3 protein-coding genes are annotated in these 2,681 nt (G+C 61.5%); all 3 read left to right on the top strand.

Annotated elements, in window-relative coordinates; all coding sequences use genetic code 11:
• Positions 1-623: zinc-binding dehydrogenase (locus EGI20_RS17375; RefSeq protein WP_498632970.1), on the top strand; the 623-nt coding region annotated here is incomplete at its 5' end.
• Positions 624-720: 97 nt separating this feature from the next.
• Complete coding sequence (gene hemG / locus EGI20_RS17370) at positions 721-2,085, top strand: protoporphyrinogen oxidase (RefSeq protein ID WP_498632968.1); 1,365 nt, start codon at positions 721-723, stop codon at positions 2,083-2,085.
• A 114-nt stretch (positions 2,086-2,199) separates the two neighbouring features.
• On the top strand, positions 2,200-2,681 hold a 482-nt coding region (locus EGI20_RS17365; protein WP_498632967.1), incomplete at its 3' end, for a glycine--tRNA ligase subunit alpha.

The raw sequence follows: 2,681 nt of genomic DNA, 5'->3' as shown, positions 1-2,681 counted from the left end.
TTCCCGAAGGCATCTCGGATGATCTGGCGGCGGTTTTCGATCCGTTCGGCAATGCCGTGCATACCGCCTTGAGCTTCAATATGGTCGGTGAAGACGTGCTGATTACCGGTGCCGGCCCGATCGGCATTATGGCGGTGGCCGTCGCCCGCCATGTCGGCGCGCGCCATGTGGTGGTGACCGATGTCAACGAGTACCGTCTGGATCTGGCCCGCAAGATGGGCGCCAGCCGTGCGGTCAATGTGGCGAAGGAAGACTTGAAGCAGGTGATGGGCGAGCTGCATATGTGCGAGGGCTTCGATGTCGGCCTCGAGATGTCCGGCAACCCGCATGCCTTCCGCCAGATGCTGGAAGTGATGAACAACGGCGGCAAGATCGCGCTGCTGGGCATTCCGCCTGCCGACACCGCCATTGACTGGAATCAGGTGATCTTCAAGGGTCTGGAGATCAAGGGTATTTACGGGCGCGAGATGTTCGAGACCTGGTACAAGATGGTGGCGCTGATCCAGTCCGGCCTCGATATCACCCCTATCATTACTCACCACTACAAGGTGGATGATTTCGAGCAGGGCTTCGCCGCCATGCTGTCGGGTCAGAGTGGCAAGGTCATTCTCGACTGGCAATAAGCGTTTTTCTGGCTTTATCCATCAAGGCCGGTGTCGCGTGACGCCGGCCTTGATGCTTATCAACGGGCAAAATGCCATCTTCTGGCATGCTGACACAATGAACGACAATACACTGCAGACTTTCCCCCTTTCGCCATTGCACGTGGCGGTCGTCGGTGCCGGTATCTCCGGGCTGTCTGCGGCCTGGTTTATGGCCGGGCAGGGCATGACAGTGCGCGTATTCGAGTCTGGCGAACGGGTGGGCGGCAAGATCCGTACCCTTGGCCAGAACGGTGCGCTGTTTGAAGCCGGCCCCAATACCCTGATGGCAGGCGAAGCGCATCTGGCGTGGCTGGATAAGCTGGGGCTACAGGTCGAGTATCCGTCGGCGCAATCGCGCCACCGCTTTGTGCTAAGCCAGGGGCGTTATCGCCGTCTGCCTGGCGGGCCCGGTGCGCTGCTGTTTGGCGACTTTTTCAGTATGGGTGCCAAGTGGCGCATGCTGAGCGAGCCGTTCCGGCGCAACCGTCCGGCCACCCGCCCCGAAACCGTGGCCGGCTTTTTTCGTCGCCGGCTGGGGGACGAGGTGCTGGCCAAGGCGGTGAATCCCTTTGTCGGCGGCGTGTTTGCCGGTGACCCCGAACAGTTGCTGATCGATGAAACGCTGGGCGTACTGGCCGAGGTCGAGCGTACGGCCGGTTCGATCAGCGGCGGCATGTTGCGCAAAGCACTGAAGGGCGGCATGCAGCGCCGTAATACCTATTCGCTCTCTGGCGGTTTGGAAAGCCTGCCGCGCGCGCTGGCGCGTACGCTGGATGTACGCTTGAGCTGCCCGGTGACGGCCTTGCGCCCAAGTGGTGCGCTCTGGCAAGTCGAGGCCGGCGGGCAGAGCCATCTGGCCGAGCAGGTGGTGCTGGCCTTGCCCGCTTTCGGGGCGGCGCACCTGTTGGAGGAGGTCGACGCCGAGGCGGCGGCCGCTTTCGCGGCCATTCGCTATGCGCCGATGACGGTGGTGGTCACGCGTTTGCGCTGCACGCAGGTGATGCGCCCGCTAGAAGGCTTTGGCGGCTTGAACCCGGCAGCAGAGGGCGCTTTTTCCGCCGGCCATTTGATGACCGGTGCGCTGTATCCGGGGCGCTGTGCCGAGGGCGAGATGCTGATTACCAGCTTTGTCGGCGGCGCGCAGTATGCCGCACATGCCGCCCTTGCCGATGAAGAGTTGCTGGCACGGCTGAATCAGGAACTGGCGGACGTGTTTGGCGTCACGGGCGAAGCTTGCGAGCAGGTGATTGTGCGCTGGCCCGAGGCAATCGCCCAGGGCAGCGTGGAAGTGCTGGCCGCTCGTGAGGCGGCGGCGCGTCTGGCTGCGCGCGGCATCCATGTGTGTGCGAGTTTTCTCGATGGCGTATCGGTGCCCGATTGCATGGACAAGGGTAAGAAGCTTGCCTTGCAACTGGCTGGCGCTTCGCCTTCTCTGCCCTGATTGGGTAAATAAGCGGTTTTCCTACCACGGCAGGGGCTTCTTCCCTGCCGTTTGCTTTTCCCCATCGTCCTGAACCGTTAGAATCGACGTTTGATTCTTTCATACTGACACGCCATGCTGACCTTCCAGGAAATCATCCTTACGCTGCAGAATTATTGGAGCCAGCAGGGCTGCGTGCTTATGCAGCCCTTCGATATGGAGGTGGGCGCCGGAACTTCGCATCCGGCCACCTGCCTGCGCGCAATCGGCCCCGAACCTTGGAACGCGGCCTATGTCCAGCCTTCGCGCCGTCCCAAGGATGGGCGCTATGGTGAAAACCCGAACCGCCTGCAGCATTACTACCAGTTCCAGGTGGCGTTGAAGCCTAGCCCTGACAATATCCAGGAGCTGTATCTGGGCTCGCTCAAGGTACTGGGCATCGATCCGACCATCCACGACATCCGCTTTGTCGAAGACGACTGGGAAAATCCGACTCTGGGTGCATGGGGTCTGGGTTGGGAGGTCTGGCTGAACGGTATGGAAGTGACCCAGTTCACTTACTTCCAGCAGGTTGGCGGCCTCGACTGCAAGCCGGTGCTGGGTGAGATTACCTACGG

The organism is Aquitalea sp. S1-19, from assembly GCF_024343515.1.
This window is presented reverse-complemented; position numbering and strand designations above follow the sequence as displayed.

Bases quoted from the DNA above. Each gene is read 5' to 3' on its own strand.
- hemG (WP_498632968.1), top strand. From the start codon at position 721: ATGAACGACAATACACTGCAGACTTTCCCCCTTTCGCCATTGCACGTG.